Genomic DNA, 21743 nt, shown 5'->3' with positions numbered 1-21743 from the left:
TTTTTTTATTTGATTGATTTAAGAGGCCCTTAACCTTTTGATTCACAAAAAGTTACAAGAAGAAAAACAAGGTTTAGTAGGTCGAAAAACAAGGTTTGGTAGGTTTTAAAGACATGTAATAACAAGGTTCAGTAGGTACTATTACAAGTTTTGGTAGACTCAATAACAAGGTTTGGTAGGTACCCGATTTGAAAAACAAGGTTTGGTAGGTACTACAAATAGAGGTCTAATTGAGGTTCTTCTTACAAATAGCCGGAAAACGGCGTTAGTAAACTATGTATTTAGTTTTGGCTTTCTCAAAGGCCGTAAGCCATTGACTCCAAGATCCGGGTTTGTGTTGAAGGAGTATTTTCCCAACCGGTTGATATGGGCAAATGGAGCAGGAGAGATAAATTCAAAGTCATTTTCATCTATCGGATATCCTTCCTGGTGTAATTCTTTGATAATTTCTTGTATATAAACCGTGTTCCATACCAGGACAATATTGGTGATCAGGTTCAAGCTCCTGACCACTTTTTGCTGTTGTTCTTCTTGTTTTCTGCGTACAATCCCATCGCCGCCAAACCAAAGATAAAGTCTTAGGTTGTGCAGCTGCTCTCCTTTGATCAGCTGTGTGTTGATCTTTCTACGTAAAGGCATGCTAAGCAGGTATTTAAGGATAAAAATGGTTTTTACCAGCTGGCCATAAGCCTGCAAAACATACATCAGGTTATTTTGGCGCGGGTACGATTGAAGCTTAGAGATTAGCAATGAAGCGGTTACACGCCCTGATTTAATGGAAGCTGCGACTTTGAGAAGTTCGTCAAAATGTTGTTTGAGATAATCAGGATTAACACGACCGGTGAATTTCAAAGCAGGGTATTCCCATTCCCGATCCTTGATTTTACACAGCCGCTGATCTTTTATGTCCCGGATCCTTGGACAAAAATCCATACCCAGCAGATCAAACAGCGCAAAGATTAGGTCCGAATATCCTGACGTATCGGTTGTATGTTCGAGTATTGTCAAATCGGTTTCATTGCCTATAATTTCATCAAGTACGTAAGTGGCGTCCCTTTCGGTGGACGAAATGCTCCGGCTGCCATACTGGCTATATTGATCCGAGGTATGTGTATAAAAGGTAATTCCCTTACCGTAACCAAAATAATTGGGGAGCGCCTTCGCATTCCGGATTTTCCCGCTGGTCGGGAACCGCTGCCCGTCCGAGGATGAAAGTGTGCCCCCGCCCCAATAGCCGCTCAACCATTGTTGATAATGAAAGTTAACAAGTGCATCGTTGGCTTTTTTAAGATTCTCTTCTGAGAGATAGTTATTGCTTGTCCACCAATGCGTTTGATAATCAATCTCACAAGACCTAGCCAAATCCGACAGAGGAATATTACATCCGGATGCAAAAACAGCCGCATATAAAATAGACTGGTGTTCCTGGTTACGCGGTTCATTTTCCAATCCATGAAGATGTTCGGAAAAATTTATCCATGCATCCACTTCTTTAATTATATCTGTGATGTTGACTTTCGGGAGCCGTTGATTGATTTGTTCCCGGAGTGCTTTTGCTGAAAAGGGTACATCTTCTGCCGGCAATGCAGGCACTACCAGGATGCCTTCTTCAAGCCGGATCTCTCCACCCGCATTCAAGAGCTCATCCAGCGGTTTCAACAGTGATTCCAGCTCTTGCAAGCGCTGGTCGATACGCTCGGTGGGAAGAGTTGGCATTGACATTTGATTGCAAAAATCCTGTCGTAGCAGTTCCCACTGCACATTTGAAAGAAGCAACGAGTTAAAGTCGGCATATTTTCGGGAGATATTGATAAATACATCGCCCGCACGGAGCCGGTCCCGCAAGTTGGCCAGGGCACATAATTCGTAAGGTTGGCGTTGTGGAAGGGCTTCCGGCTGTTGCTGATCGTTTTCAAAAATCAGTTTGTTCCAGGAAGGCGTTATAAAATCAATCGGCGCGTCATCAGGCAGTTTTCTTCTTTTGCCCGTTTGCAACCCGGTCAAAATATCAAGCACACCCAGAAAGCCATCTTTGGAATGGGCAATTTGAAAGTCAATGGTTTTAAGAAGGTTAGGGGTGAATTGTTTTAAGGTTGTATAGTAGTTGTTCAGATAGTATAAGTAAGTTTGCCTGGCTGGGCGAAGAGCAGCCCCGGTTACCAGTAATGCCTCCCTGAGCATTTCCTTTGGATATATTTCAAAAATACAGGTACGGAGCTGATCGTCTGTAATGGTGTCATTGATGATAATACTAACAGTCTGGGACAGGGTTTTCATCGCCTCGTTCTGTGATTTGAACAAGGTCTGCTGATATGTGTCGAGTTGCTTTTTTGATCCGTTGACAATGTGCTCCCAATAATCATCAAACATTTCCAACACCTTGTCATTGGTATCTATCAGGCTCTCATACAGGAAGCAAATTAAAATCGGGTACCGCCTTGTAGCGTTCATCCGCTGTAGATACTTGTTAGAAACATTCCTGGCTATTTGGGCCAGCCTTTTTCTGCGGTTTAGGCTTATTACCGATAAGTCCCATTCATGGACGTTTAATGATTTTAAAAAATTGATCTTTTCCAACGTCTGGTTAATAGCCCTGGGCGTATTGCTGGTGGGGACTTGGCAAAGCCAACGGTGCAAAGTGATGCCGCCGGTATCGTCCAATTCGACTATTTGCGTCAGCCTGGCCTTCATTTCCTCGGTCAGCAGCAAACTAAGCCTTCGATAGGTTTCCTGGTGCAGCTGTTCATCCAGGCTACCAACAATCCTTTCCAATGTCCCAATAGACGGCCTCATAATTTTTTCCTGCCCCAGTTTTAAACACACTTGCCTGAGCAATATCGGCTGGTTGTCATGTTCCATCCCCTTATCGAGCAGCCAGGGCAAAAGCCAGATTTCATCCAGGGGCTGCCACCGGCGGAATTTCAAATATTTTAAGATTACATTTAAATGCTCCGTTCTGGTCTTATCCCGTTGCCCGTATATTAATAACAGTTCAATATCAGAATCCAGTTGCCTACTTACCATGGCAGCTACATTTGCCGGGATCTGCTGCTGCCATTTGTCTGGAAGAAAACCCATGAACCGGACAATCCCAATCTGGAGTGCGATCGCTAGCCGGTTGTGCTCCCCTCTGAACGATTTAAGAAAAATATTGTCCTGCCGCGTGATTTGGAAAAATTGCATCAGGTCATATTCTGATATTTCTGTCGGGACCTTTTCGTAACGTTCACGCTGGGATTGGTTCAAAAATCGTGATGCCATATGAAAATGGGGCTATCAAAAAGGGTATCAAAATTCACCCCGTCTGCAATAGGTTTAAAGCCTGTTTTTAAGCGTTAAAAAGTATATTTGTAAAGGAGTTCCTTTTTGATAAGCAATTAAATGAAAAAACAGAACAATCGGGCCAAACGGGTAGCACTATATGCCAGAGTATCTACTCTGGATAAAGGGCAGGATCCACAGACCCAGCTGGACCAGTTACGGGACTACGCCCAAAGACGAAACTTTGAAGTCATGGGAGAATTTATAGACTACGCTTCCGGAACAACCCAAGACAGGGTCCAGTATAAATTGATGATGGAAGCGGCCAGAAAGAGAAAGCTGGATGTAGTCCTGGTTTGGCGGTATGACCGCTTTGCCCGCTCAACCCAGGCACTGGTCAATGCCATGAAGGAATTTCAGAGTATGGGAATAGATTTTATCTCCTATCAGGAAAATATTGATACCACCACGCCGACTGGTGAGCTGATATTTCATGTGATGGCTTCTCTGGCCCAATTTGAGAGCTCACTGATCAGCCAAAGGGTTAAAGCCGGTATGGCAAGGGCAAAAGCACAAGGAAAACGTATTTCACGGCCAACTATATCAATGGATCGACAGAATGAAATTTTTGATTTGCAAAAGCAAGGATTATCAATGAACAAGATTTCTAAACAACTAGGAATAGCTTATGGAACAGTTTACAACTACCTATCCAAAGCGAAGGATACTCTTTAACCGCGTTAATTTAGCATCAATGATGATCTTGGCTTTTCTAAATCTCCTCATAAAAAGTTAACAGATTGCGATGGTGGTCTAGTGCCGGAAATTCCCGGTCTCCCCATGGCTGCTCTTGTACAACAGTGTCAATATCATAAATTACACCTTGCTTTTTATATTCTTCGTACAACTCATCAATACCCTGGACTTCAATCCGGCAACTGGCCGTGCCTGCCAGAAAGCTTTCAGCCCCACTGCAAATTGGATCTGCTACCAGGGATAAGCCTTTATTCTTCCAGCTTTCATCCGAAGATGCCCACAAGTGGATTTCAATTTCGTCCCGGACTACTTTTGCAAAGCCATCGTCATAATAAGGTGCTGTAAAACCTAACTTTTCAGAATAGAATTTAACGGATTCGTCAATGTTTTTAACAGGAAGAGCTGGGATCGTTTTCTTCATTTTCATAGATACTGATATCATTTAGTTCAAGCACAGCACGACTTATTCAATTGTATCGGGGGACATTTTTGGGTTCCATAAGTGCAAAAAACACAGCAGTCACCGGAAGCAGGCTTTAACAATGTTTTGCAATTTGTACACTCGTAAAAGTACATACATGCATCAACAGGCATTGTTTCCAAGCGTCGGGTGCCGCAATGCGGACAAGTAAGTATGGATTCCAATATTAAATTCATAACTGCTTAGTTTGTTTCAACAACTTTATAACCAGTAGCGTCGACTGCCTTTTTAATTTCTGCCAGTGACGTTTTCTTACTATCATATCTAACCGTTGCATTGCCATTCTTATACGAGACCTGAACCTGCCGTATGCCTTTTAACTTATTAACTTCCTGTTTAACATGATGTTCACACCCTTCACAGGTCATTCCCTTAATTTTTATATAGGCTGTTTGGTCTGTTTTGGAAACCGGTTGTTGTGCTTCCTGCTTTTGCTGATAGGCCAGTCCTGAATAACTTGGGACGGCAATCAGAAGTACTGCTGCAAGGGTTACCAGGCTTAAAAACTTTTTGGTTTGCATAAATGGTTTGTTTTCAGGTCCACAATTACATGAGTCTTCGGAAGCGGGTTTTAACTGCTGATACCATGCAAAACCCAAAATCAATACGGTTCCAGCAATAAAATAAGGACGCGCAGGCGCAATCCAATCAAAAGTGGTTGCCAAGCTGCTTGTCCCGGCCACCATGGCCAATAATGGTGTGATACAGCAAACAGAACTTGCCAATGCAGTTAGTATGCTGGCATTAGCGGTGATTTTGGACGCTTTCATAAGGCTACACTTTCTTGACTGGGGATATCAACAAATAGTTGACCGATGATACTGGCCTGATCAGGTATGATCGAATAAAAGATAGTTTGTCCAGTTTTTCTGGTACGTACTAAACTGGCATCTTTCAGTTTTCGCAGGTGCTGAGAAATAGCAGGGACGGTCATTTGCAAAATATCACTCAAATCGCAAGGACAAAGCTCGTTCTGCTGCTGGATAAGATAAAGTATTTTAAGCCGGGCCTCATTTCCAGCAAGCGCATAAACCTGCGCTAACCTGGTAAAAGCGTCTTCATTTTCGTCTAAGGTTTCCTTGCATAGTTGGATCTGCTCTTGATCCGCGAACAAACGGATGCAGCTACTAATTTGATCTGACTCTTTTTCTACATCTTCCATATCTGCCACTAATATTTGGGCAAATATAACAGTATTTAAGTATTTGCTTAAATATATTTTTGAAGATTAAAAACTATGTGCAAATAGTCAAACAGAGTAAACTAACTCATTGGCCGCCGCTGCGGTTGGGACCGGGTTGGCGGACCAGAAGAACCCTATTTCAAGGCAACTGGAAATTTCGTATAGAACAGTGTATAAATTATGCCTCAAAACTAAAAGCGTAGTTTACTAACGCCGTTTTCCGGACATTTGTAAGAAAAACCTCTAATTTTAGTACTAAAACTATGTTTTATAGTACTACTACTCAGTCCTTAGTCTCTTCTTCTCTTTATTCTTTGTAAATGCCATTAGCCTAAATGGGTAAAAACAAGGTTTGGTAGGTTGAAAAACAAGGTTGCAACTTATAAACTTGTTATATATATTTACAACTAGGACCTCCACTGCATAAGCTTATGGATCAAGAACCTTCGGACTCACTGGCATTTACTCAGCCAACCTTTATTAAATACTCGACCAATTACCAATCTAACCTCTTCACGGAGTCACGCCAGGAGTTTACCGAACTCGAAAAAAACATTGTGACCTTAGTAGTGAACCAGCTTGGCAACATGGCCGTAAAAGGAAAAATAGAGCCCCGTGTAAATGTCCTGATTCAAATTCCGATTCAACAATTGACCAAATCAAGATACGATCAGGTTGTTAAAGCGGCTGAGTCATTAAGTAAAAAAAGAATGTCATTTAGGGATGACAAAAAGGGTGATTTCACTTTTATAACACCTTTCCCTCTAGTACAATCTGGAATTGGGGCGGATGGCCTAAAGGTTATTGAAATTACCATGCTGGCCAATGTAGTGCCATATTTTGCCGAATTGGGTCAACGCTATACCCAATATGAAAACGAAGTCATGCTTTCGCTGGCTTCCGTTTATGCGAAAAGAATGTTTGAGATTGTCTCAATGTATTTTCACCGTGGCCAGTACCGGTTTCGGTACGCAGTCGATGAGCTTCGCAGAATGCTTAATTGCCCGGAAACCTATCGTTATAATGATTTTGTACTGAATGCGCTCGTTGTTTCTCAGAAGGAACTGCATGAAAAGGCAAACATTGCCCTCGACTGGAATCCATCCCAAAAGTCAGGTAAGAAGGTCCTGGAGCTCGAATTTACGGTGAAAACTGATCGACAATTAGCCGAGCAAGGCGTTGAGCAGGACCGACAAGCGCTCAGGGGGATGTCAATTCATGAGGCAGTTCAGTTAGCCTGGCCTTTGCTGGCAAAATACAAATTGACAAGGTGGCAAAAGGATCTGATTACCTCTGAATTTGAGCTTCTGGATACATTCTACCGGATTCATTCGGAGTTGACTAATGGTTTACGTCCAGGCGTAAAGAATCCCACTGCCTATCTGGTTAAGTCCTTGGGAATCGATCAGGTTAAACCCGATAAAGCCACTAGCGCTCCCGAATTGACATTCACGCAGACGCCCGCGGAAAACAAGCGATTCGGAGGGGTACAGACATTGGCTAGTATTATTAATGGTGATTTGTTTAAGCAATAAGCGATCACTATTCGAATGTAGTATAGCAATCTGAAGCTGGCAAAAAACCGGACTTACGAGCAACCCTCTACTGAGGAAAGTGGAAAATATCCCAATTTGCACTAATTGATCCAATCCAATAATCATACCCAGACAGTTTTGTAAACGACTATACGCGCAGCCGCTTCAAAACCTCAACGACGGCTACCATTTGCTCCGGTTTCCAAAGTTCCGGCTTTAGCGATCGCTGATAATACTGAGCATAAGGGATATGGGCCTGCTCGATGACAAGCCCAACGTGTGCAGTACCTTTCAGGCGCTCCGATAATGCTCGCTGCGCGTTCCCTAAATTAGCGATCGCCTGTTTGTCGACGTCAGATCCAAGGGCGTTGATAATACTATCGACATCATTCTGAGATAATGGCCGGTGGCCGTACCGTTTCAGACTGATGGTACCCGGAGAACCGGAAATGAGCCGATCTTCCGCTTTCTCCAGTAATTGTTTAGCATGCTCAGCGGCCGCTAAATGATTGGTTGCAACCTGGAGTATGTGCTCATCGATCTGTTCCAACACAGTAGCAATTGTTCAGTGGGATTCAATATTACAAAATTTGCTTCCATGAAGTAATTATTTTATTAGGTTCCATGTAAAAAATCTGCGAGGAAAGTACCGCTCTGTCTATTCTTTTCCCGGATTATTGGACACCAGTTGAGCACGTGCCTGGCTGCTCAATTCAGGATCAACAACCGGATCAACCTCAGCATCGACGGCAGCCTGATTGCACTCGATACCATACAGCCGAAACAGTATATTTCGAGCATGGGCAACGGTATATCCTTTGCGGGTCCAGTATTGTTTGAACCGCTTTTTATTGAATTCGGTGAGTTGATCCGTGATGGCCATGGCATTAATTTGAGTTCTTGTAGATTGTAAGTTTTAGGTTATCCGTATCCTTGGTCATAACCACTTTCGTCAGAAAGCCCCATGCCGTTTCTTTTGACTCTCCGATAATCAGGATTTCGTAGTTGATTGCAATTAGACTGGCGAGGGCATTTTTAATGTCCTCAATCTCCTTTCCAGCGGTAAGCAGTTCAATAGTGGCCTTGGCCTTCATGATCAAAATAGGGTTGGTTTCCAATTTGAACCCTCAAACTGGAATAAGGATTTGTATAGTCCAGTATGGGCAATTTAAATCGTGTACATACCGTACGGTATGTACACGATCCATTTTCTAATTAGAAGATCGAGGTTTGTACGCCTTCGACTGCGGCTTGCTCACCAATGCCCAGCGTTTCGCCAAAAACACCCTTCTGTTGATACAAATTGATTTGAACCAGCCCATGTATGCCGGTAAGCAAATCGCCCACTACGTAGGCTTTTTGAAGGTAGGCTTTGAGAGGTGTACAGCGGTTGTACCGGGCATTCGCCCGGAGAACCATCGTGTGTAAATGGGCGTAAAAATCTTGAGGCTCCTCCACGTTCAAGCCGTCGAGTTTGGCAACCTGCTCCCTTAAATAGGTCTGTAGGCTGTTTTTGGGATTGTGCAGCGTCGTAATTTTAGCGAAAAACATAGCTTTAAGGGGTTATGGGTTAGCTGGCCTGACGGGTTAGCGGTTGAATGGCGATGGTATTAAGCGCCCAAGACGATGGCTGAAAATTGCATTTGCGGACTTCCCGGAGCAGGGCCTGATATTTCTTCCTGCCTCCTTCAATACAACCCTTGCAGGCGGTTGCCTCAAAATAGAAGATGCTAAAGGGAGCCTGTTTCTGAACCCCCAATAAAACGAACCGGTAAGCATGGGGTTTGCTGTCGATAGAACGCGCTTTGGCGACGGTTGGCCGCTGCCATCATAATCGCACTCCAGACAACTGGCTAAAAATTCCCGGTAATTGCGCGCGCTGGTGGTCTTTACGTCCACAATCATCTCTTCGGATGGTAGCCACAGATCGAGTCGGGATTTACAGGGCAATCCCGTTTGATCATCGTCCCATAGTTCGATAACCTCCTTTCGGGCTTCCTGTAACACCAGCCGGGCGAAGCTGTCTTTCTGCAACGCATTTCGAATCTGGTCGACCTGTTTCTGACGAGCGGTCGTCAGTTCGATGGTTAATTCCTGTTCTAAGATCAATTCGTGGAAGGCAGTACCAAACTCCTGAGCGGGACCCATTGGCTTTACTGGGTAGCCAGAAAACAGGTTGCGAAACTCAGTCAGATCGCTGTTTGTGTAGCGGGAAATGGAACGGTAATCCATCGTTGTAAAGGGGAGTAAGGTTTGAAAGAGCACCCGGCGAGGGAGTTGCCGGGTGCCTAAAGTGAGTTATTGAAGTTCAGGATGAAGCGGGATAATTTTACCTTGTTCGCTCTCCCCTTCCGGGATGACGTCGATCAGTCGTACCCCTTTGTCATAGAGGTCATTTAAAAAATCGTCTGACTCGTCTCCCTTCACGATGTAATCAATCTGTGATGGGCAAAAGGCGGTGAAAATGCCGGGCTTCAGCTCAATCCCGTTTTCGGTTTCAAAGGGGCATTTCCGGTGCGCCAGCAGAATCCAATCGACGCCAATGGTAAATCCTTTCGGGATGAACGGTAACCGCTTGGAAACGCCCATTTTGGCGGCTTCGGCGGAAAAGGCAGCCGGGGTTTTATAGAACTTCTCCCCTACCCACATCAAACCGTAACGCTTCATGACTTTGAAGGGGAAACAGTCCGAGCATCCGGCCAGCCGACAGGGTTGCTGTTCGATCAGAACCGAAGACACCCACGTAAAGCCGCGATTGAATTGAATGCCCTGACTACAGCAAGGGCAAATGCTAACTTCGATGGGAAGTTTAGCACAGGGTCGGGCTGATTTCCCGGCGACAAAGTAAAACCCTCCCGGTTTCCGGTAGCCGCAACCTCTTTTCTGTTCCTGACTAGTGATAATCTGATACATAGCGGATTGGATTAGGGTAGACTACCGATTGCAGTCTACCCGGTTTGACTAAAAAGAGGTGACTCGGAAATAGGGGGCGGTGTAAGCGGCTTCCAGCCACGACACCATTCTTTTAGCGGCTTCGATGCCCATTTTAGGCTCCGTCGTTTCTCCTTCTTCGTCGCTTCCAGACAAGACCGCTATGCCGTGAATGGGGCCATATCCGCCGAATGAAAAGGCCAGTGGCTGCGGTCGTTGAAAAAGGGCCTCATCATCTACCGTGAGGGCGTCACCGTCCCCTTGCCGGGCGCAAACGTCGATGCAACGGCAGCCGATAATCTGATAAAAATCGTGGAGGGTAGCAGCCGTATCAATGACCTCAATGGTCTGGGCTGCGGGGTCGATCTTGATAAGTTTCATAGTTTTTTTATCTGATTTACTCTATAAAAATAAGCACTTTTTACATAAAAAGCAAGTTAGAAATTATTTTTAATGTAAAAAAAGTGAACAGATTTGCCTCTTTTTTCCCCTTTCCAATCTGATCCTGTACTTTTGGGGATAATTTTTATCTGATTTATAGCAGAAGCCAGCCGGATGCCGGCTGGCTTCTCTTATTTAGTCCTTACGCGGCCAGTAGCAGTCCGGTATCGGTATCGTCGTTCTCTCCAAATGGATTATACCAGTTATAGAGTCGGGAAATATTGGCGCGGTCGGTGGTGGTTTCCTGACGGAAAAGCCGGTTTGATTGAGCGTAGGCGGTCAATTCCTGGGTTAGCTTGCGGTCGGCCATTTGATAGCCAAAGGTTGCAATGTAGTACGTCCCTTTCGGCTGGATTTTTGTATTCTCCTTCTTCTCCGCCGTGGCGGTTATTACCACGTCAGCGAGGGTTAGATCAGCGTAGAAAAGGGGTTCGATTAGTCGGAAAATGTTATCGACGGAATAGCCGTGAAACAGCACCGATGAGACACAATTGGCGGCATCGACGAAGAACAGTTCCGCCCACGTTTTTTGCCCCATATTCAGAATACTATCGGTAAAAATCCGCCACGCTAGGGGCTGGAAAGTGAGGGTGTTGCCGAGTACTTCCGTGCCATTAATATTAAACACGCCCTGTTTGGCGTCAAAACGGTATTGGCGGGGATGTCCTTCGAGGTATTTGAATTTGAAAGGGTCAGTTACCTCGCCGGTTTCTTCATCTACCTGCTCGTTGAGAGTTGGCGTAACTGCTTCGCTTGAAACAACTTCGGTTTGGCTGGTGGCCGGGGTTTGATTCTTTTTCATGTCAATTAGTTATCTGATTTACAGTATTAAGATAGCCATTTTTTACATGAAAAACAATATTAATATTAGTATTATAGTAAATATTTTGTAAGAATTAAGCCACCCCTTTTCCCCTTTCCAACAAAAAAAGCCCCCTATTCAGAGGCTTTTGATTTGTTCGAACTATTGCGAAGATTCTGCCTTCGATGTTCAAACTCCCGAAGTTCGACTGCATACAATTTGCAGGTTGCCGGAAATTTCTTTTTAAGGTTAATCAGGTTTTTCTCGATGAGCTTATCGGTTCTAAGGATCATTGGCTCGTCGCCCTGGGGAGCATCCAATGCAACTGCTGCACCGGAATCGGTCATATAAAACTCACGACCGGTACCATCTGCTAAATTGATCACAAACGCCATTTCAAAGTTTTCGGATTCATCGGTAAAGTTACTCATTGGGGCTTGATCTTTGGTGTGGATTTTTGTTGCACAGGTTCATTTATAGACTGATCTTTCCCCTGAACCTTTTCACTCCGCTCCCTCTTTTCCTGTAAAACCTGTTTCTTGAATTCTGGCTGTTCTACTGCCTTTACTACCTTGCCGTTTTTTATCTCCAGATAAGCCTGTTGCTTATACCAACCGTCGGGCTGACTCAGCATTAACTGAAAGGTTTTATTCTGTTTATCTCCGGTATGCTGATGCTGTAACATAATCAGCGTGCGTTGCGCCGTAATCGCCGAATTGGTATTATAAGCACTCTCCCCTGATTCGCTGGTAACCGTATAGGCATACCGTTTTGTTTCGGCCATATGGGTTTTCAGCTCCTCGCAATAATCCTTACTACAGGATTTAACAACCTCGATCCGTTTACCAAAGCCCGTTAATTCAAGCAATGCTTCACTAATCGCACCCATTGCCGTCATGGTTTCCGGTACGTGGAGGGCAACTTGCTGATTATTCAGCGTGGCGATGTTAATGAGCTGGCTACTCAGTTCTTTTCGGGAAATTTCATCACCATCCGCATTTTCGATTTGGCTACGAATAGTATTGTTGAAGGATTCAGCCCGGCCAATTAATGCCTCCCGGATGGGACCGTGCGCAGCTCCTTCCGGGAGTAAAAGACCAACCCGGTTTGCGGTGGCCACGGTTGGCGACGTCGGAAAGTTTGGAGCAACCAATTGCTGAACAAACATCAGGTCGAACCGGTGACCCTTGGCATCATTATCGAATGCCAGAATGATCTTCCAGTCGTCCGACTTGTCCAGAGCGGAAACGTACCGTGAAATTGTATTGGTTTGTTCCTGCGTGAGCTGGCCACCGGTGGAAAAATAAACCGAGTCGAATGCATCATTGCCATTAACCGATTGCAACTGCTTATGGGCCATTGCATCCAGTACGCTTTCCATAACAATAAAGCGCTGTGGCTTGGGCGGGATGTTGGAAATAAAAACACTGGTGTAGCGATCACTGCCCGGCGCATGCTGTTTTAAATTTTCATTTCGGATCTCGAACCCCATTACCTCCGCCGTTAGCCCGTTGTAGTAGGGGAAAGCGACGTTACTGAAGTTTATATATTTCCGATCGGGATTTGCTTTTGCCGTTAAAAAGCCTTCCGTCCGTCCGGTTTCCGGATTCAGATACGATACCTGGGTAACGGCCTTGCCCGCGAATTCCGGGCTTTGAATGATTCGGGGATCGATATGGCGTTTGAGCAGGTAGTTATCCTTCTCCAGCGATCGAATGTCAAATAGCTCCTTGGCAAAGGTCTGCTTGCTGGAATCAGTATCAGTAGGTATTATTTTTCGGTTTCGGGCAACCTGAACCGGATCAACCCGCAGGTAATCGTAGAGGACATTGGTGACATTTCTGAATTCATGCTGGCCAGGGTGATTGAATACTGAAAACACCGTCGGTAAGCGATTCCGAATGAAATCAATGATGGTGCCCGAATCTGAGAAGTCGTCGGCGCGCTGATACACCTGCTGACTGGCATCCTGCGGATTTTTAATAATAATCGTATCGCCGTGTCCCGGATGTTGAAGTACTGGACGACTGCGGCCTTTATGAGTCAGGTGTTCATAGCCATACTGAACAGCCAGTTCAATGATTGAAACATTCGCTCGAAGTTCGGGTACCGGAATCGTATTAGGGAAGCGCTGTTTTAGCTCCTCAAATTTTGTCATGGCCAGGGCGGAGGTGGAGTTTGTGTTGATCCGGTTTTTCATCAGGATCCATCAAACGTTTGATTGTTTCAGTTTGGGCATTGGCGACAGTTGATTGACCCGCCCTTTCCTCTAAACCGCGCGTATGATCGGTTTTGGCCCCTTCGTTATTCTGGCCCAACTGCTGCTTGAATTTCTCATCAGGCTTCAGTGATAGATCGGGACGGCCGATATCGGAGAACTGGAGGCCCTGCTTTCCAGCAGAGATTGATACGGTAGCGTCGAACGGCTCGCCCTGCTTGTCTTTTAAGCCACTCAGTTTAACAGGGTGGCCACATACCAGGGCAATCTGCTGATCACGCGTTAAATCAATTCCCAATAGCTTCGAGGGCAACGTTTCCGGATTAACCCGCCAAAGGTCCACGGTATTGGTTTGGTTGTCAACTCGCAAAAAGCCTGAAACAAAGCCGCCATTCTCTGCAATGGCGAGTGACCGATCGACATATCCCTTTTGCTCCAGCTCGCTCCGCTCCTGAGGTGTTAACTTCAAATCGCCGACCTTCTCAGGTATTTCTAATTCGGGATGAACCGGAGTTATTCGAAGCTGAGGACCCTGATCAGTCAGGGCAATCCGTAAACGGCCTTGTAATTCCAGTTCATTGGGCAATTGAATGGTAACCACTGGTGTTTGCTTTCCGGAAAAGAGGGCTTGTTCCACTTCGGGATGCATTGCCAAATAAACGCGGTCAATCCCAACCTCATCCAGTTTTTTTTGAAGTACAGGACGCTCAGTTGCGATCTGGCGCAATACCGCTTCCTGTTCGGATGAACTTAGGAAACCGTCCGTTACCGCATATTGAGAAGCTGCTGCGGCTTGGGTAGCGGTTGGTGCAATGTTGTCAAGGCCATCGGCCTGGGTTCGGGCAAAGTCCTGATTTTGCATGATAAATGTGCTTACATCAATTGATCAAAGTTTCTTGTGGAGTAAATCTATAAAATTGCGAATTAAAATTTACGTATTTTGTAGTTTTGTTAAGAGACTTCACAAAATATGTATTCTCCAAAGCAAATAGTATGCCTGTTAATTAGCTTCTACCTCGGTAGTCAGGTTGTAACCTACGGTCAGATGGCGGAAAATGAGGATTCACTCCGCGTTTCGTGGGATTCACTGGAGGTAGAATTGCTTCGAACCACGCGAACCTATGAGCAGGTTGATCGACTGATCCAGGCTATTCCTTTGCGACCTGAGTATCTAAACCGGCTTCCCTCCACTTTTCCGGTTGAGGTACCGCTTCATGAATTCAAAGTATCCTCTCCCTTTGGACTTCGCCGGCATCCGGTGTATAAGAAAACACTATTTCATGGAGGTATTGATGTCAAAGCACGAACGGGAATGCGAGTAAAGTCCACCGCGCCGGGCATCGTGAAGCGCGTCGGTTATGATCCCGGCTTGGGTGCGTTTGTGCAGGTGCTGCATAGCTTTGGCTTTGAAACCATTTATGGCCACCTCTCAGGCTATTGTGTTCAGCCTGGTCAAAAGGTTGAGCGGGGGGATGAAATTGGCAAGGTCGGACAAACCGGTTTAGCGACTGGGTCGCACCTGCATTACGTGGTCAGGAAGAACGGCCAGCCGGTCGATCCCCTACACTTCTGTTATTTGCTGCGCAGGCGGGTTTGGCTGCATCAAATTGGATCAGGCAGTACTATTTTCTCATCGTTGGGCACGATTTGATTTACGTTCTGAAAACCTAATTTGCGGAGTTGTCCAACAAAAGCCTCCTGTTCAGTGTCAAAAAACGCCTTCACTTTCAGGAGCGTGTCATTGATCACCCACAGGTCCTTAGCCAGGGCATCTTTTGACACTGGAACAATCATTGGAATTTGTTGATTATCCTCTTCCAATATCCAGTCTGAATTATAGCCCTGTTTCCGGTAATACCGAACGAGCGTAACCAGTGATTCGGTACTGCCCTTTAAACCGTTTTCCAACCGGGCTAATGTGTAATGTTCCAGCCCGGCCCGCTGGGCAAGTTCCAGTACGGACAGATCTTCTCCAAGCCGTCGACTCAGGTCTTTTCGCAAATAAAGCAGGCGTTTGCCAACAGTTTCTTTGATCACTTTTTCCCCCGGTTTTTAGGTTCTGGCAGTGGGATATTATGCTTTTTGGCAATACGTTCCGTTTCGGATTCAATAAACTCCCTGACGTCTGCTTTTATTTGCAGGTAGTTGTCCTGTACTAATTTCGCCAAATCGTTACCCTCTTGAGCAAAATTAGAAAAATTGGGAAGTTCTTTATACTTCTGTTCCTTATTAAAATCATCCACGTTAACCAGCACCTTCGCTCTGACTGCTTTCAATTCACTGGGCTGTTCAGCGGTGTCCGCAATCACGCCCACAAATTGCCCCTGACTGAGCTGGCTGATTTTAGCGGCCGGCGCGATAAAATTCATTTCGGTTGAGAAACCGTGCGTGGTATCTTCGGACTGAATGTTGATACTTTCCTTTTGTTGCACATTCTTTCCCAACCGGTTTTGCATCGCTTCGGCGGTTGCTCCCGATGCCTGACCACATAGGACCGTGCCGCAGCTATTTTTGATCACATCGGCCTGCGCCTTACCGTATTCGGCATCTAACTGGGAATAATCCTGCAAAGCCAGGGTCACCGCAATTCGGTTCGACCTTCCCGTATTGATCAGGTTGCCAATCCCGTCGAAAAACAGGGTAGGTATCTCATCGATCACAACACCGGATGGATGTTTACCTTTCTCATTGATCTGGTGGAGAATGCGACCATTGTAAAGACTCAGCGCGGCCCCGTAAATCTTATTTTTCTTGCTGTTATTACCTACACAGACAATCTTCGGCTCTTTTGGATTGTTGATATCCAGCATGAAATCATTCCCGCTCATCGTCCAATATAGACCCGGGCTCGAAAGTTTTGCCGGGCCACTTCTGGCACTGGCCATTTGTCCCTCCAGCTGCTCCATTGCTCCGCCTTCAAAAGCCGAAATAAAGATGGATGCTCGTGTTTCCAGATCCGGACGATCAACCAGTAATGGAAAAACCTTTTTGTAATCCATCGAAAGCAGCTCGATAACGTGCGGAAGGGTACAGTATTGGCCATCCTTGTAAGTCCTCAATAACCAGATGGCACAGGTAACATAGGACATCGGCGTACTGACAAAAAACTCGGATTCTTTGCCGATCCATGACTTGTTTAAATTGAGCATCATCATTTTGGCGCTCTCCTCAGCGTCTTCAATGCTCGGCAGATAAACCGGATGCAACGGATTGCACCGGTGCGATTTGGCCGGATCATCAAAGTTGATGCAGTAGAACTTCATGTTCTTGGGTTGATTTTTCCGGAAGCGTATCAGGGCATTAAAGGCCACGATCGACAGGTCCGCAAACTTGAAGTCGTAGATGTACATTGAAAAGCCTTTTTCGATCTGCTGCCGGATGATGGCATAAATCAGGCTGAACGTCTTACCTGAACCGGCACTACCCACAATCAACAAGCCCCGAAATGGGTTGACTATGTTGATCCATCCCCGCCGTAATCGTCTTTTGTAGGTAAACTCGGTAGGAATATTCACGGAGTACTCATTGGTGAGCAGGCGTTCCTCCTGGGGGAAAGTTTCATTTTCGACGTTAAAGGGGTCTTTCCCCAATTGAGAGTTCATCAAACGGTTGATACCCTGACTGCCTTTGAGGAGGTACAGCAGGCCGATGATGGTAAGCGTCAGGTAAATGAGACACCCTCCCATCAATCCTGCTTTAGCCACCAACCATTGCGTAGAGTCAGGAACCAAGAAGGTACCGCCCAAAAACAAAATAACACCTATTGCCAGATCGATGGCTACGGACTGAGGCTTAAGGCTTCTTGATTTCACTCCCCTGCTGCTGATCCCGAAGGCGACAAGAGCACCGGCCGCCAATAACTTCAGTGGCCACGGAGAAGTTAAAACACCAAAGCCAGCCAGTAGCTTTCTGATCAGGTTGTCGACAAACGGATTGGACCAGCCTAAGCTTTTGAACAGTCCGTGCCACTCCAAAAAGAAGTGAGCCAGTAAAAAGATGATTGACGCCCATAGGGCAATCTCGTTAATTTTAGCCTGGTCTTTGCGGTCCTCTCTCATAGTCTTGGTGTTGTTTTTCGGGTCATTTTCTTTAATTCCTGTTCACTTTCCTGCTGATCGTCGATAGCGCCCGCGGCATACAACAGCCGACGGATTAATGACGTATTCGAATCGAGGGTCTGCTCTTTTTCGGGGGCGGTTGGTTTATGTTCCGTTTCAGCTTGTGGCTTTCGTTCAATGGTTGGCTTGATATCTTCCTTGGGTAAGTTCTTGAAATCCTCTCCAAGCTGTTTTTTCAGCGTGCCTGCCGTAAACGCCTTACCCAACTCACTACCGGAATAAATCGCCTTCTGTTTAACGTCGAGGAAACTGATTCCAAATAGATCGCCGTCTTTGCCCTGGTGAGGAACAACCAGAATGTTTATTCGCTGGAGCTTCTGTTGAAAGTCGATCCATGAACCACTTTCGGAAAGGCGCCCTTCAATGAGCCGGCGCAAATGGGAGGCAGAATCTGCTTTTACTTTTTTTCCTGACTTGATCCGGCGCTCGACGGTTTCCCTCGTAGGTTGTTGTCGGAGGCTACTGGATTTAAACGCAATTCCTTCCCGCTCCTGCTCTCTGGCCACGGTATACACCATGCCGGGTTTCTTTCCTTCAAGCGGTACTTCAACTGCCTGAACGTTGTAGAGCCTCAGCAGCTGATTAAACTGCGAAAAGCTACTGAAACGGAAATCATTGATCACCGTCAGAACGACATTGGTCATGGCCTGTTTCAAATCGCCCTGTCCGTAATGTACAGGCTTGAGTTCAGGCAGCGACCTGTTCAATACTACTCTTTCGGCTTCAACCAGGCTAAATTCTTTTTCGATCTGCTGCCGCAGCTTGTTGGAACGTTCGCGTTCAAATTTGTCAGGTATTTTATCCCCTTTCTCATCAACCCGTATCGTGACTACGTGAACGTGGGTATGGTCCGTATCGAAATGCTGATAAACGGCGTAAGGCTGGCCACCGTACCCCATACCGTCCATGTATCGATCTGCGATCGCAAGCAATTCTGCGGAATCGGGTTTTTCGCCCTGAGCCAACGATAGGCTTACGTGGAAAGTAGGTTTGGATATACGCGGATTCAAAGCGGCCTGTTGTTCCAGCATATAGGCCACTTGCTGTTTTTGCATGAGGTCAGGATCGACGAGGATTCCGACGTAATTGCGCAGTGCCAACCTTTCCGCTTCTCCCTGCTCCACTTTCATTTCGTTGTAATAAACCGCTCCTTTTGGATTGGAGCCACTGCTAATCCGAGCTACCATTTTAAACTTACGGTTGGAATCTGGAACCTCCGAAATTGGCTATCAAACTATCAAAGTGTTGTTCCATTGCTGCGACTTTTTCGCCTATCCTCATGGTTTCCTGTTGCAGATCCTGATAGTCTGTAGTGCTGTTGATCCGCTTGGATGACTGGTTAATATTCACCCCGATACGCACTAAATCAATCCGAATTTCACGCAGTAAAGACAAGGCTTTTTCTTCCTGAGTAGACATCTCATTCTTTAAAAGCAGCGGCTTTTCCAGACAGATAGACCGGACAAAATCCGATAGACTTCGCGCTGAGGTAGATGATTTCCGGGTCTGTAATAACTTATACTCATCCGGTTCCATACGTACCCTCAGTATTTTTATTGCCCGTTTGCTCGGGTCCTTTTCGGGTCTGCCTCCTTTTTTTCTTGTCGATTCTTCCATGCTATTTATGTTTTACAGCCGACTTCGGAGGCTGGTAAATCGTTCGGACTGCCAAAGTACGAAACAGTTTTTGTACTCACAAAAACACATCTTGCTTTTCTCAGCCGAGAAACTTTTTTGCAATCCCTCCCTCCCGGCCAGACTGGGTTTTTGATCAATACACAGATACAGAGATAAATTAGTGTATTCGTGTATTGGAAAGGTCAGGGCGTTGATTTGCCTGTTTCCTGCTGAACTGCCAAGAAAATACATTGATAAATATATACATCCGTGTATTAACAATGTAATACATCCCTGTATTGAAATGACAATGTATTCCTGTATTGATACATCAATCATTCAATGTTTAAATACACTAATAAAGGGATAGAACGATGTATGAATGTATAAATTTATTGATAAAGGCTTGCACTTGTCAGAATTTCAATTTTGCTTTGGGTCCAACATACTCTTTGACTTACTTCTTATGGCACCTCCAGGGCTCCCCAAAAAACCCACTGTACTCGCCTTTGCAACCCAAAAAGGTGGAATGGGTAAAACAACTCTATCGGTGATAGTTGCGTCTTACCTCCACTACAAACGCGGCTTAAAGACCGCCCTTTTAGATGTCGACGGATCTCAGCTTTCGGTTCATACGCAACGGTTGCGGGAAGCTGAAAATCTTGATGAGGATGCGCAGTTTCGTATGGAAGAACGGAGAGAAAAGGAGGGGATCGACCCTTTCGAAATCCTTTCCGGCTACCCGAAGGATGTTCCGAAAATGATAACGATGCTGGCTCCGGATACGCAGGTGGTGTTCGTTGACCTTCCGGGTAATATTGAGATTGCGGGATATGACCTGGCCATTAAGTCGGTTGATCTGCTGTTGGTGCCAATGGAAACTTCGGAATACAGTGTAACAACGGGATTCCAGTACCTCACTGCGATTAAACAGATCGGCTTAGTCCCGATTGAGAATTGCTGGGTAGTCTGGAACAAATACAAGCCTTCCCGGGATGCCAGCATGGTTGAGCAACTGGAAGATAGTTTCGTTAGCTACGGACTTCAGGCATTGAAAAGCCGGATACCACAACGCGACTCCTATCAGGATCCTGCCAACCGTTCCACCTTATTTCCGATGCCGCCGGCGTACCTGCGCAACTCGGGACTGAAAGAGTTATTTATTGAAGTAGAAGAGCTTATCATGAAAAACAATCAATTACATGGACAAACCAAGTAGTTTGGTAGACGCTACCAAAAAAAGTCATGCTACCCGTTTAGCGGGTTTTGCCAATTCGCTAATTCCGAAGTCGGTAAGTAGCACTGAAGAGCCAACGAGCGAACCGTCGGCGCCAGTCGCTCAGCAGCCCAGTCCGGAACCTGAGCCAACAGTCGAGGTACAAAAGCCAGTACCTGCCGGGGCTGAGCCAGTAACACCCAAGCAGGAGCCAGACGCAACTCCGGTTTCAACACCAAAACCCGCCACGGCTTCGACTCCTAAATCAGAGCGCAGGAAAGTCGCTGGATCTTCTATCGTTCTGGAAGAAATTCTCCAACAACCGGCTAATAAGTCGACCGAGTACAAAAAATACATTGCGATCTCAAAGGAGAATCACAAGTTGCTACGGGATCTGAATTACAAGTACGATGTACCCATGAATGTAATTCTGAATAATGTGCTTGAAATCGTGCAACGGACGGTCACCAAAGAAGAGGCCAAACTGTAAAATCAATAGGCTGGGTCGCAACAAAACGACTCAGCCATTATTCGCAAACCATAAACAGCTATGTTCAGCCAGTATACATGGGGCGATTTCTTTAAAGTAACTGGAATCGCAGCCGTCATTTATTACGCATTTGTTGCCTGGAAGTTTTACCGGGAAGATATCCGCGACTGGGTGATTGGCCGCGGATCTAAAAACCCGATCCAGCAACCCAGTGAGAAAGGGCCTATTGATGACGAAGAGGAGGAAGCCGACCTTTTCATGGTTCGCAATTATCCCGCTACGCCCTCCATCGGGAACACATCGGCCGGGCTTGCTGGCCAGGTAGAAAAGCCTACCGTTGAGAACGTCCAGGATGTCAAGGCAGAAAAGCCAAAGTCCGTCCGGAAGCGGCCTGCAAAGGCAAAATCAACAATCGAAAAACCTCAGCAGGCGATCGATTTACCAGTAGTGCCCGTTGCCAGTGAAATTGACCCCAACAGCCTGTTCATGCCCATTACTGGCATAGTTGTGCCGCAGGGAGAGAAACCGCTTGATGAGGTTGTTACATCTGCAAAAGAGATTGAAGTTCAATCCGACGGTACCGTGAGCGCGAAGCCTGACAGTGGAGAGGAGTCCAACTTATTGGCTGAAGTGATCAATGGGCAAAAGCGTAAGAGCCTTGGGGATATCCTGTCTAAATCATAATTTTTACTTC

26 protein-coding genes are annotated in these 21743 nt (G+C 45.8%); 6 read left to right on the top strand and 20 right to left on the bottom strand.

Features of this window, described 5'->3' with window-relative positions:
• Positions 1-273: 273 nt before the first annotated feature.
• Entirely contained in the window at positions 274-3261 is a 2988-nt protein-coding gene (locus FH871_RS29275; protein ID WP_138994907.1) for a Tn3 family transposase, read from the bottom strand.
• A 120-nt stretch (positions 3262-3381) separates the two neighbouring features.
• Here FH871_RS29275 and FH871_RS29270 point away from each other — a divergent pair, with 120 nt between their 5' ends.
• Entirely contained in the window at positions 3382-3996 is a 615-nt protein-coding gene (locus FH871_RS29270) for a recombinase family protein (protein ID WP_019991099.1), read from the top strand.
• A 37-nt stretch (positions 3997-4033) separates the two neighbouring features.
• Here FH871_RS29270 and FH871_RS29265 read toward each other — a convergent pair whose 3' ends face one another.
• Genes FH871_RS29265 through FH871_RS29250 form a run of 4 tightly spaced genes read right to left on the bottom strand, consistent with a single transcriptional unit; the run spans position 4034 to position 5660 of the window.
• Entirely contained in the window at positions 4034-4438 is a 405-nt protein-coding gene (locus FH871_RS29265) for a VOC family protein (protein ID WP_138279473.1), read from the bottom strand.
• A 26-nt stretch (positions 4439-4464) separates the two neighbouring features.
• Entirely contained in the window at positions 4465-4674 is a 210-nt protein-coding gene (locus FH871_RS33845) for a GDCCVxC domain-containing (seleno)protein (protein ID WP_083940642.1), read from the bottom strand.
• 6 nt (positions 4675-4680) lie between these two features.
• On the bottom strand, positions 4681-5268 hold the full coding sequence (merTP, locus tag FH871_RS29255) for a mercuric transport protein MerTP (protein ID WP_027303351.1): 588 nt from the start codon (positions 5266-5268) through the stop codon (positions 4681-4683).
• Positions 5265-5660, bottom strand: a complete 396-nt coding sequence (locus FH871_RS29250) for a metalloregulator ArsR/SmtB family transcription factor (RefSeq protein ID WP_019991102.1) — start codon at positions 5658-5660, stop codon at positions 5265-5267. Before FH871_RS29250 ends, merTP begins: the two co-directional genes overlap by 4 nt.
• A 452-nt stretch (positions 5661-6112) precedes the next feature.
• Between FH871_RS29250 and FH871_RS29245 the strand changes: the two genes are divergently transcribed.
• Entirely contained in the window at positions 6113-7216 is a 1104-nt protein-coding gene (locus FH871_RS29245) for a replication initiation protein (RefSeq protein ID WP_114408572.1), read from the top strand.
• Between the two features lie 148 nt (positions 7217-7364).
• Here the strand turns inward: FH871_RS29245 and FH871_RS29240 are convergent, their stop codons facing one another.
• From FH871_RS29240 to FH871_RS29190, 11 genes are all read right to left on the bottom strand, one after another.
• Positions 7365-7766, bottom strand: a complete 402-nt coding sequence (locus FH871_RS29240; protein ID WP_114408571.1) for a hypothetical protein — start codon at positions 7764-7766, stop codon at positions 7365-7367.
• Between the two features lie 108 nt (positions 7767-7874).
• Entirely contained in the window at positions 7875-8099 is a 225-nt protein-coding gene (locus tag FH871_RS29235) for a hypothetical protein (RefSeq protein WP_114408570.1), read from the bottom strand.
• Positions 8100-8103: 4 nt separating this feature from the next.
• A complete protein-coding gene (locus FH871_RS29230) occupies positions 8104-8310 on the bottom strand; it encodes a hypothetical protein (protein WP_114408569.1) in 207 nt (68 codons plus the stop codon).
• Between the two features lie 121 nt (positions 8311-8431).
• Positions 8432-8767, bottom strand: coding sequence for a hypothetical protein (locus FH871_RS29225; protein WP_114408568.1), 336 nt, complete (start codon positions 8765-8767; stop codon positions 8432-8434).
• A gap of 36 nt (positions 8768-8803) precedes the next feature.
• On the bottom strand, positions 8804-9448 hold the full coding sequence (locus tag FH871_RS29220) for a PD-(D/E)XK nuclease-like domain-containing protein (RefSeq protein WP_114408567.1): 645 nt from the start codon (positions 9446-9448) through the stop codon (positions 8804-8806).
• Positions 9449-9514: 66 nt separating this feature from the next.
• On the bottom strand, positions 9515-10129 hold the full coding sequence (locus tag FH871_RS29215; RefSeq protein ID WP_114408566.1) for a hypothetical protein: 615 nt from the start codon (positions 10127-10129) through the stop codon (positions 9515-9517).
• A 48-nt stretch (positions 10130-10177) separates the two neighbouring features.
• Positions 10178-10528: a hypothetical protein gene (locus FH871_RS29210; protein WP_114408565.1), complete on the bottom strand. Its 351-nt coding sequence runs from the start codon at positions 10526-10528 to the stop codon at positions 10178-10180.
• A 202-nt stretch (positions 10529-10730) separates the two neighbouring features.
• Positions 10731-11390, bottom strand: a complete 660-nt coding sequence (locus FH871_RS29205; protein ID WP_114408564.1) for a hypothetical protein — start codon at positions 11388-11390, stop codon at positions 10731-10733.
• A 134-nt stretch (positions 11391-11524) separates the two neighbouring features.
• A complete protein-coding gene (locus FH871_RS29200; RefSeq protein ID WP_114408563.1) occupies positions 11525-11821 on the bottom strand; it encodes a hypothetical protein in 297 nt (98 codons plus the stop codon).
• Positions 11818-13590 carry a toprim domain-containing protein gene (locus FH871_RS29195; protein ID WP_229312282.1) on the bottom strand — a complete coding sequence of 591 codons (1773 nt, stop codon included), beginning with the start codon at positions 13588-13590 and terminating at the stop codon, positions 11818-11820. The genes FH871_RS29200 and FH871_RS29195 overlap by 4 nt, the downstream gene beginning before the upstream one ends.
• Positions 13535-14470, bottom strand: coding sequence for a DUF3945 domain-containing protein (locus tag FH871_RS29190; RefSeq protein WP_114408562.1), 936 nt, complete (start codon positions 14468-14470; stop codon positions 13535-13537). The genes FH871_RS29195 and FH871_RS29190 overlap by 56 nt, the downstream gene beginning before the upstream one ends.
• A 183-nt stretch (positions 14471-14653) precedes the next feature.
• On the opposite strand from FH871_RS29190, the gene FH871_RS29185 reads away from it, so the two are divergent.
• Entirely contained in the window at positions 14654-15259 is a 606-nt protein-coding gene (locus tag FH871_RS29185) for a M23 family metallopeptidase (RefSeq protein WP_165841018.1), read from the top strand.
• Here the strand turns inward: FH871_RS29185 and FH871_RS29180 are convergent.
• From FH871_RS29180 to FH871_RS29165, 4 genes are read right to left on the bottom strand one after another with little or no spacing between them, the layout of a single operon-like run.
• Complete coding sequence (locus FH871_RS29180) at positions 15211-15645, bottom strand: hypothetical protein (protein WP_114408560.1); 435 nt, start codon at positions 15643-15645, stop codon at positions 15211-15213. The two genes, FH871_RS29185 and FH871_RS29180, sit on opposite strands and share 49 nt — an antisense overlap.
• Positions 15642-17666, bottom strand: a complete 2025-nt coding sequence (locus tag FH871_RS29175) for a YWFCY domain-containing protein (protein WP_114408559.1) — start codon at positions 17664-17666, stop codon at positions 15642-15644. The genes FH871_RS29180 and FH871_RS29175 overlap by 4 nt, the downstream gene beginning before the upstream one ends.
• Positions 17663-18913, bottom strand: coding sequence for a relaxase/mobilization nuclease domain-containing protein (locus FH871_RS29170; RefSeq protein ID WP_114408558.1), 1251 nt, complete (start codon positions 18911-18913; stop codon positions 17663-17665). Before FH871_RS29170 ends, FH871_RS29175 begins: the two co-directional genes overlap by 4 nt.
• A 7-nt stretch (positions 18914-18920) precedes the next feature.
• On the bottom strand, positions 18921-19343 hold the full coding sequence (locus FH871_RS29165) for a plasmid mobilization relaxosome protein MobC (protein WP_114408557.1): 423 nt from the start codon (positions 19341-19343) through the stop codon (positions 18921-18923).
• Between the two features lie 466 nt (positions 19344-19809).
• Here FH871_RS29165 and FH871_RS29160 point away from each other — a divergent pair, with 466 nt between their 5' ends.
• Genes FH871_RS29160 through FH871_RS29150 form a run of 3 tightly spaced genes read left to right on the top strand, consistent with a single transcriptional unit; the run spans position 19810 to position 21733 of the window.
• Complete coding sequence (locus tag FH871_RS29160; RefSeq protein WP_212768281.1) at positions 19810-20562, top strand: ParA family protein; 753 nt, start codon at positions 19810-19812, stop codon at positions 20560-20562.
• The gene (locus tag FH871_RS29155) at positions 20546-21049 is read left to right on the top strand and encodes a hypothetical protein (protein WP_114408555.1); all 504 of its coding nucleotides are present in this window, start codon (positions 20546-20548) and stop codon (positions 21047-21049) included. Before FH871_RS29160 ends, FH871_RS29155 begins: the two co-directional genes overlap by 17 nt.
• Before the next feature lie 60 nt (positions 21050-21109).
• Positions 21110-21733 (top strand): hypothetical protein, encoded by a 624-nt coding sequence (locus FH871_RS29150; RefSeq protein ID WP_114408554.1) that lies wholly within the window; start codon positions 21110-21112, stop codon positions 21731-21733.
• Positions 21734-21743 lie beyond the last annotated feature (10 nt).

It is taken from the genome of Larkinella sp. C7 (assembly GCF_006149005.1).
GTDB lineage: Bacteria > Bacteroidota > Bacteroidia > Cytophagales > Spirosomataceae > Larkinella.
The sequence above is the reverse complement of the archived record's forward strand: the minus strand, read 5'-3'. Positions and strand labels throughout refer to the sequence as shown.

Excerpts from the sequence above, each read along its gene's own strand:
- FH871_RS29195 (WP_229312282.1), bottom strand. The coding sequence starts at position 13,590 with ATGAAAAACCGGATCAACACAAACTCCACCTCCGCCCTGGCCATGACA.
- FH871_RS29230 (WP_114408569.1), bottom strand. The coding sequence starts at position 8,310 with ATGAAGGCCAAGGCCACTATTGAACTGCTTACCGCTGGAAAGGAGATT.
- FH871_RS29200 (WP_114408563.1), bottom strand. The coding sequence starts at position 11,821 with ATGAGTAACTTTACCGATGAATCCGAAAACTTTGAAATGGCGTTTGTG.
- FH871_RS33845 (WP_083940642.1), bottom strand. The coding sequence starts at position 4,674 with ATGAATTTAATATTGGAATCCATACTTACTTGTCCGCATTGCGGCACC.
- FH871_RS29175 (WP_114408559.1), bottom strand. The coding sequence starts at position 17,666 with ATGAGAGAGGACCGCAAAGACCAGGCTAAAATTAACGAGATTGCCCTA.
- FH871_RS29235 (WP_114408570.1), bottom strand. The coding sequence starts at position 8,099 with ATGGCCATCACGGATCAACTCACCGAATTCAATAAAAAGCGGTTCAAA.
- FH871_RS29275 (WP_138994907.1), bottom strand. The coding sequence starts at position 3,261 with ATGGCATCACGATTTTTGAACCAATCCCAGCGTGAACGTTACGAAAAG.
- FH871_RS29220 (WP_114408567.1), bottom strand. The coding sequence starts at position 9,448 with ATGGATTACCGTTCCATTTCCCGCTACACAAACAGCGATCTGACTGAG.
- merTP (WP_027303351.1), bottom strand. The coding sequence starts at position 5,268 with ATGAAAGCGTCCAAAATCACCGCTAATGCCAGCATACTAACTGCATTG.
- FH871_RS29265 (WP_138279473.1), bottom strand. The coding sequence starts at position 4,438 with ATGAAGAAAACGATCCCAGCTCTTCCTGTTAAAAACATTGACGAATCC.
- FH871_RS29205 (WP_114408564.1), bottom strand. The coding sequence starts at position 11,390 with ATGAAAAAGAATCAAACCCCGGCCACCAGCCAAACCGAAGTTGTTTCA.
- FH871_RS29185 (WP_165841018.1), top strand. The coding sequence starts at position 14,654 with ATGGCGGAAAATGAGGATTCACTCCGCGTTTCGTGGGATTCACTGGAG.
- FH871_RS29210 (WP_114408565.1), bottom strand. The coding sequence starts at position 10,528 with ATGAAACTTATCAAGATCGACCCCGCAGCCCAGACCATTGAGGTCATT.
- FH871_RS29155 (WP_114408555.1), top strand. The coding sequence starts at position 20,546 with ATGGACAAACCAAGTAGTTTGGTAGACGCTACCAAAAAAAGTCATGCT.
- FH871_RS29190 (WP_114408562.1), bottom strand. The coding sequence starts at position 14,470 with ATGCAAAATCAGGACTTTGCCCGAACCCAGGCCGATGGCCTTGACAAC.
- FH871_RS29160 (WP_212768281.1), top strand. The coding sequence starts at position 19,810 with ATGGCACCTCCAGGGCTCCCCAAAAAACCCACTGTACTCGCCTTTGCA.
- FH871_RS29270 (WP_019991099.1), top strand. The coding sequence starts at position 3,382 with ATGAAAAAACAGAACAATCGGGCCAAACGGGTAGCACTATATGCCAGA.
- FH871_RS29250 (WP_019991102.1), bottom strand. The coding sequence starts at position 5,660 with ATGGAAGATGTAGAAAAAGAGTCAGATCAAATTAGTAGCTGCATCCGT.
- FH871_RS29170 (WP_114408558.1), bottom strand. The coding sequence starts at position 18,913 with ATGGTAGCTCGGATTAGCAGTGGCTCCAATCCAAAAGGAGCGGTTTAT.
- FH871_RS29225 (WP_114408568.1), bottom strand. The coding sequence starts at position 8,767 with ATGTTTTTCGCTAAAATTACGACGCTGCACAATCCCAAAAACAGCCTA.
- FH871_RS29150 (WP_114408554.1), top strand. The coding sequence starts at position 21,110 with ATGTTCAGCCAGTATACATGGGGCGATTTCTTTAAAGTAACTGGAATC.
- FH871_RS29245 (WP_114408572.1), top strand. The coding sequence starts at position 6,113 with ATGGATCAAGAACCTTCGGACTCACTGGCATTTACTCAGCCAACCTTT.
- FH871_RS29165 (WP_114408557.1), bottom strand. The coding sequence starts at position 19,343 with ATGGAAGAATCGACAAGAAAAAAAGGAGGCAGACCCGAAAAGGACCCG.
- FH871_RS29215 (WP_114408566.1), bottom strand. The coding sequence starts at position 10,129 with ATGTATCAGATTATCACTAGTCAGGAACAGAAAAGAGGTTGCGGCTAC.